The organism is Marinobacter sp. (assembly GCF_033722195.1).
GTDB lineage: Bacteria > Pseudomonadota > Gammaproteobacteria > Pseudomonadales > Oleiphilaceae > Marinobacter.
Genome location: NZ_JAWVZL010000138.1, coordinates 1 through 6,253, shown reverse-complemented (window position 1 = coordinate 6,253; position 6,253 = coordinate 1). Strand labels below are relative to the sequence as shown.

The 6,253-nt window shown below is 64.1% G+C and carries 5 protein-coding genes and 1 pseudogene; 4 read left to right on the top strand and 2 right to left on the bottom strand.

Annotation, left to right across the window (positions count from 1 at the left end; translation table 11 throughout):
- From R3280_RS15610 to R3280_RS15600, 3 genes and pseudogenes are all read left to right on the top strand, one after another.
- Positions 1-196 (top strand): annotated as a pseudogene (locus tag R3280_RS15610) (hypothetical protein); the annotation flags it as partial.
- Positions 197-274: 78 nt separating this feature from the next.
- The gene (locus R3280_RS15605) at positions 275-1,222 is read left to right on the top strand and encodes a helix-turn-helix transcriptional regulator (protein ID WP_318999535.1); all 948 of its coding nucleotides are present in this window, start codon (positions 275-277) and stop codon (positions 1,220-1,222) included.
- A 154-nt stretch (positions 1,223-1,376) separates the two neighbouring features.
- Positions 1,377-3,503, top strand: a complete 2,127-nt coding sequence (locus tag R3280_RS15600) for a TonB-dependent siderophore receptor (protein WP_318999534.1) — start codon at positions 1,377-1,379, stop codon at positions 3,501-3,503.
- A 65-nt stretch (positions 3,504-3,568) separates the two neighbouring features.
- On the opposite strand, the gene R3280_RS15595 is transcribed toward R3280_RS15600, so the two are convergent.
- Positions 3,569-4,312 (bottom strand): murein L,D-transpeptidase catalytic domain family protein, encoded by a 744-nt coding sequence (locus R3280_RS15595; RefSeq protein WP_413468792.1) that lies wholly within the window; start codon positions 4,310-4,312, stop codon positions 3,569-3,571.
- 283 nt (positions 4,313-4,595) lie between these two features.
- On the opposite strand from R3280_RS15595, the gene R3280_RS15590 reads away from it, so the two are divergent.
- A complete protein-coding gene (locus tag R3280_RS15590) occupies positions 4,596-5,906 on the top strand; it encodes a PQQ-dependent sugar dehydrogenase (RefSeq protein WP_318999532.1) in 1,311 nt (436 codons plus the stop codon).
- Positions 5,907-5,990: 84 nt separating this feature from the next.
- On the opposite strand, the gene R3280_RS15585 is transcribed toward R3280_RS15590, so the two are convergent.
- The coding region (locus tag R3280_RS15585) for a Sua5 family C-terminal domain-containing protein (RefSeq protein ID WP_318999531.1) at positions 5,991-6,253 on the bottom strand (263 nt) is incomplete at its 5' end.

Sequence of the window (6,253 nt, the reverse complement as noted above, 5' to 3'; positions counted from 1 at the left end):
GGTGGTTCACACCGATGATGGCTGGCAGGCCATCAACGCCGTGGCGGGGGAGGCCAGTTTCCGGGCTGTGGCGGCCGCCGGCGAGAGCCGGCTGGAGCTGATCAGTCAGTCCCCGCTGGCGGATCCGGAAGCGCTCGATCAGACCCTCCAGGCCATGGCGGATTACTCAGGTGAGAATGGCTCCCATTATCGTTGAGGTGTTGCGCCGGGGCTGATAACCTTGCCCCTCTGCCAGCGTTCAACCGGAGAGCTGTCTTTGCTGGAAACAAGCGCTGTGGTCCAACCCCGACACTTCTCGATGGGTGACTTCCTGGGCTTTGGCCGGGACTTCGGCATCGACTACCGGTTCCCGACGCTGGCCGGTGGCCGACTGCCTACCAGTCAGGCGGTGGCCCTGGGCCAGATCGAGGAACAGGTGCTGCCGTCCGGTTTTCGCCTGACCCGGTCCAGTCTGGACGTGCTCCAACCCTACGAGTCGGTGTCCCTCGGGCAGTCGCCGCTGCTGATGGTGGTGGTCCTGCAGGGCAGCGTCCGGCTCGAGGTAGGCAGTTGGCGGCGAACCCTCCATACCGGCATGGCCCTCAGTCTGCAACTCGGGCCGGAGCAGCCGCTGCGGGCGGTCCAACTCTCCGGGCAGCGTCTGGAAACGGTCACCCTGGCGCTCGATTCCCGACATCTCGACGGTGCCGGCAGCCAGGCCGCGCTGGTGGCTGAACTGCTGCGGCGCTCGCCCCAGCCGGTGCACGCCTGGCGCGTGCCCGCCGCCCTGCTTGGTCTGCTCCGGCACGGCCTGGAGACAGCCCGGCCGGCCCTTCAGCGGGAGCTGATCCTCGAGGGACTGGCCATGCAGCTGATGGGTTTTGGCCTGCCGGGGGAGGGCGCCAGGTCAACACGTGACACAGGTCTTGGCCCCGGAGACTTGCAGCGTCTGGAAGCCGTGCGGCGACGGCTGGAGTTTGCACCGGCGGAGGACTACAGCCTGGCTGATCTGGCCCGGCGGGCCGCCATGAGTCCAAGCAGCCTGCGCGCCAAATTCCGGCAGGCCTACGGCGTCCCGGTATTCGAGTATCTTCGCAATTGCCGCCTGGAACTGGCCCGGCGCAGTCTCGAGGAGGGCCTGACCGTCCAGCAGGCCGCCCATCGGGCCGGCTACCGCCACGCCACCAACTTCGCCACCGCCTTCCGCCGGGCCTTCGGTCTGTCGCCAAGCGACCTTGGCTGATTGCCTCCCTCTGCCCTGGGTGCGGGGAGTCCTCCCGCCGCAGGGGATCTTGTCATTGCCCATACAAACCCTGGCGCCGGGCATACCTCGAGACCCCCTTAAAATAGAATAATTCTCATTAACGTTATTCGCTGTCCAAATCGAGGTTCTTCCCATGTTCCAACCCGCTCCCCTGTCACTGGCGGTAGCCCTGGGTCTGGCCGGCCTGGCCGGTGCCGCTCCCGTTGTTGCCGATAAAAACGATGATTCGGTGATCCTGCTGGACGCCCTGGAAGTAACGGCGCTCCGTGGCGCCACCAAGACCGATACCGCCTTCGTGGAGACCCCCCAGTCGGTGTCTGTCGTCACCGAGGAGCAGATCGAGCGCCAGGGCTCGGAGTCCGTCCAGCAGGCCACCCGCTACAGTGCCGGGGTTTTTACCAACCAGTACGGCGCCACCGCCTCGCGCTATGACGCCATCAAGCTGCGGGGTTTCGGCAGCGACAGCATCGACAACCAGTACCTGGACGGTCTCAAGCTGTTGAACGACAAGGGCACCTACAGCATCCTGCAGATCGACCCCTACTTCCTGGAGCGTATCGAGGTGGTCAAGGGGCCGTCATCGGTGCTCTATGGCCGCGCCGCCCCGGGCGGACTGGTGGCGTTGACCAGCAAGAAGCCTGTCTTCGAGCGCCAGTACCAGGTGCAGGCCAGTGTCGGGACCCAGGGCCACAAGGGCGCTGCATTTGATTTCAGCAACCGTGTCGGCGAATCGGGCAATGCCGCCTATCGCCTGTTGGGTCTGGTGCAGGACGCCGACAGTCAGTGGCACAAGGTGAAGCAGGAGCGCTATGCGCTGGCGCCTTCCCTGACCCTGGACCTAGGCGAGGCCACCACCCTGACCCTGATGGCTTACCTGCAGCAGGATCCGGAGGGCGGCTATTACGGCGGCGTGCCGGCGGAGGGTTCGCTGACGCCCCGCAACGGCCGCAAAATCTCCAACAACTTTTACGACGGTGAGCCGGACTACGAGCGTTTCGATCGCCGCCAGACCCTGCTGGGCTATCAGTTGGAACACCGTTTCAGCAGCACCTGGTCGGCGCGCCAGAACCTTCGCTTCCATCAGGCCGACGTGGAATACGGTCAGGTCTACAATCAGGGTTACTGGCTGCCCGACGACACCCTGCCGCGCACCTATTTTGGCGCAGATGAGGACCTTGAAGGCCTGGCAGTGGACAACCAGCTGATTGCCGAATTCGACACCGGCGCCGCGCGCCACACGCTGCTCACCGGCCTGGACTACCAGCAACTGGATGTGGATGCGGACTGGACCTGGGGCGGCTGGCCCTCCAGTTTTGCGCTCATCGACCCGTTTGATCCGGTCTACGGCACCGAGGGTGTGATCAGCCCCTACCAGGACAACCAGCGCAGTCTGTCCCAGACCGGAGTCTACCTGCAGGACCAGGTGGCCTACCGCAACTGGCGCCTGACCCTGGGTGGCCGTTACGACTGGATCGACGTGGAGAATGATTACCAGACCCTGGCGTTTGGCACCCAGGGCAATGAAGCGCTGGACGACACCCAGTTCAGCGGCCGCGCGGGCCTGCTTTATCTTTTCGATAATGGCGTCGCGCCTTACCTGAGCTACTCGGAGTCCTTCAATCCCAACAGCAACGTGGACGAGCGTGGTGAGCTGATCAAGCCCGCCGAAGGTGACCAGGTCGAGGCGGGCCTCAAATTCCAGCCTGCCGGCACCCGGGACCGCTACAGCATTGCGGTATTCCGGATCAATCAGGAGAACGTGGCCAACTACATCCAGGCGGTGCAGGCCTGCCGGGTCTATTCGATCCGTTCCGAAGGTGTGGAACTGGAGGCCAGTACAGAGCTGACCGACAATTTCTCGCTGCTGGCCAGCTACAGCTACACCGATGTGAAGGTCAAGGAGTCCGCCACGCCCATCGAAGGCAATACGCCTGTCGCGACGCCGGAGCATTTGGCCTCGCTCTGGGCCAGTTACGGTTTTGTCGATGGCAGCCTGGCCGGCCTTGATATGGGTCTGGGGGTTCGCTATGTCGGCGAGAGCTGGGCCAATGAGCGCAATACCCTGGAGGTGCCGGACTACACCCTGGTGGACCTGACCCTCGGTTATGACCTTTCGCGGCTGGGGCTGGCGGGGGTCAGCACACGACTGAACGCCAACAACCTGCTGGATAAGGAATTCGTGGGTGCCTGCTACAGCGAGGCGGTGTGCTATTTCGGCGCCGAGCGCAGTGTCCAGGCCACGGTCACCTACGACTTCTGATCGGTGCCAGTCGCTGCAGCATCAGGGACCCGGATGGCGCATCGCACGCCATCCGGGCTCCGGCCTCAGAGCTCGCGGTGTTCCCGGCGCCGCTGGTCAAAATCGCGGCTGGCCAGTTGCGGCTCGTCGCAATGCAGGTACCAGGAGGACTGCAGCCACCGCTGTTCGGGGTAGTACTTGAACACCAGCTGGCCGCCTTTGAGGGTGTTGACCACCTTCTGGACGACGCCCTGGCGCACCGCCGGACAGCCGTGGCTGCGGCCGAGGCGGCCGTGCTCTCTGATCCAGCTCGGGTCCACGTAGTCGGCGCCGTGGATCACGATGGCCCGTTCCCGGGCACGGTCGTTGATGCCTTCCTCCAGACCGTCCAGACGCAGGGAGTAGCCGTGTTTGCCCTGGTAGCTCTCGCTGGCCCGGAACAGACCAATACTGGACTGATAACTATTGACCGTATTGGAAAATTCCGTGGCCCGGTTGAGGCCGCTGTTCTTGCCGTGGGCCACTAGCTCGCGCATCAGCAGCTCACCCTTGGCCAGATCGAAGATCCACAGCCGACGCTCGGTGGAGGGCAGGCTGAAGTCGATCACCGCCAGCCGCTCGGGTTCCTCGACGCCATTCCTGACGGCGCACTGGGTGGCCTGCAGGGCCGCCTGCAGCACATCCCGGTTGATGTTGGGGGCGGAGCGCGCCAGCTGGCGGGTCAGGTCGTCGTCAAAGCTGACGGCCGGGGCCGGTGACGCAAAAAGAACCAGAGATAGCGAAGCAAAAAGACATGACACGAACGCGCGTTTATGACGCCTGACTGCCATGGACGAACCCTCTCGCAAGGTTTTGATCAGTGGGGTAACGGGCGTCTCCCCGGGGTTGATGAAAGTCATATTTCTTTATTCTATCGGGCTTTTCTGTGGTGCCTATCAAAACGTACGAAAAATGGACAAAAGATAACGAAAGACCCCTATATGGCGCTCACGGAATATCCCGTACAGGACGCCGGACCGCCGGCTGGGACATGGACGCCCGGGCAATCCCCATCTAGGCTGAGTGGGCAAGGTTCCAATTCGATCCCAAATTCACGTGGACAGGAGGCTCAATATGCCGACCCTCTTAACCCGCGCCCGCCGTATCGGCAGCCTCCGGCTGCGCGCGCAATCCCCTCACAATCACAATACAGCCATGCGTAACGCCCTGGCGGCGCTGCTGTTGCTAGCCCCGTTCATGGCGGCCAGCGCCGACCAGCAGGAGGCTCCCGAACGGGTCACCTCCGCCAGCGTTGGCGACCTGGACGTGGAGACATTGGCCACCCTGGAATTCCCCTGGGCCTTGGCGGTGCTGCCGGGCAACCGCATGCTGATCACCGAGAAGCCCGGACACCTGCGAATCTGGGAGGCCGGCGAGCTCTCGGACCCGGTCAAGGGCGTGCCCGACGTGGTCTACCGTGGCGCTGGCGACCAGGGCGGTCTGCTGGACGTGGCCCTGGACCCGGATTTTGACAGCAATCAGCGGATCTACCTGTCCTACGTAGAAGCGGCCGAACAGCAGCCCAGCGGCACCCACGATCTCAATGACGCCCGCTTTGCCACGTATGTGGACACCTCCGATGACATCGTCCGGGGTGGGGCGGTCGCTCGTGGCCGGCTGGATGGCAATCGCCTCAGGGATGTGGAGGTGATCTGGCGTCAGGAACCCAAGACCCTGGGCCGTGGCCACTTCGGTCACCGCCTGACCTTCGCGCCGGACGGCAAGCTGTTCATCACTTCCGGCGATCGTATGCGCTTTGACCCGGCCCAGAACCTCAATACCAACCTGGGCAAGATCGTCCGCATCAACACGGATGGCTCGATTCCCGAGGACAACCCCTTCGCCGGCAAGGACGACGCCCGCGGTGATGTGTGGAGCTACGGCCATCGCAATATCCTGGCGGCGACCATGCACCCCGCCCTGGATCAGCTGCTGGTGTTCGAGATGGGGCCCCTGGGGGGCGACGAGGTCAACCTGATCGAGAAAGGCGGCAACTACGGCTGGCCGGAGGTCAGCAATGGCTCCCACTACAACCGCGCCACCATTCCGCCCCACGCCGGCACCGACCAGTACAAGCAGCCCTTGCGGACCTGGACACCGGTGATTTCACCCTCCGGGGCCCTGGTCTACGACGGCACCCTGATGCCGGAGTGGCAAAACAGCGTGCTGGTGGGCGGCCTGTCGTCCAAGGCCATCGTGCGGCTGGAGATGGACGGCGAGCGCATTGCCGTCGAGGAGCGAATCGATATGGGCCGCCGTATCCGGGACCTGGTTCAGGCACCCGATGACTCCCTCTATGCCCTGGTGGACGCCAAGGAGGGCAAGCTGATCCGTCTGCTGCCGGTGCGCACCGACGCAGGCCGCCCGGCGGTGGCGCCGGAATAGGAGATCGTTAGTGGCAGAGTCCGGGGGCGCAGCTTTGCAGCCGGCTACTCCCGGCCTCGACCCTGTTCTGGAAGTCCATGGCCGTTACTGGCTGCAGGCGCGGCTTAGCCGATCATTGATGGCCCGCCAGGGCTCGGTGGCAGGTGGCAGTTCAACCAGGATGCGCGTCAGACCCGCCTGGTCCAGGGTATGCAGGGCGGTATAGAGCATGCGGGCATAGGCCTCGGGATCGGCCCCGAGCTGGATGGCTTCGGCAACCGTTGATTCCGGCGGAGCATGTTGGAACCAGACTGCGCCCAGCCGTTCTGCAGGGCTGGCCAGTTGCTGCAATGCCTTGGGAAAATCCT

What these genes read in the sequence shown, in the direction of transcription:
- R3280_RS15595 (WP_413468792.1), bottom strand. Translation starts at nt 4,312, where the DNA reads ATGGCAGTCAGGCGTCATAAACGCGCGTTCGTGTCATGTCTTTTTGCT.
- R3280_RS15590 (WP_318999532.1), top strand. Translation starts at nt 4,596, where the DNA reads ATGCCGACCCTCTTAACCCGCGCCCGCCGTATCGGCAGCCTCCGGCTG.
- R3280_RS15600 (WP_318999534.1), top strand. Translation starts at nt 1,377, where the DNA reads ATGTTCCAACCCGCTCCCCTGTCACTGGCGGTAGCCCTGGGTCTGGCC.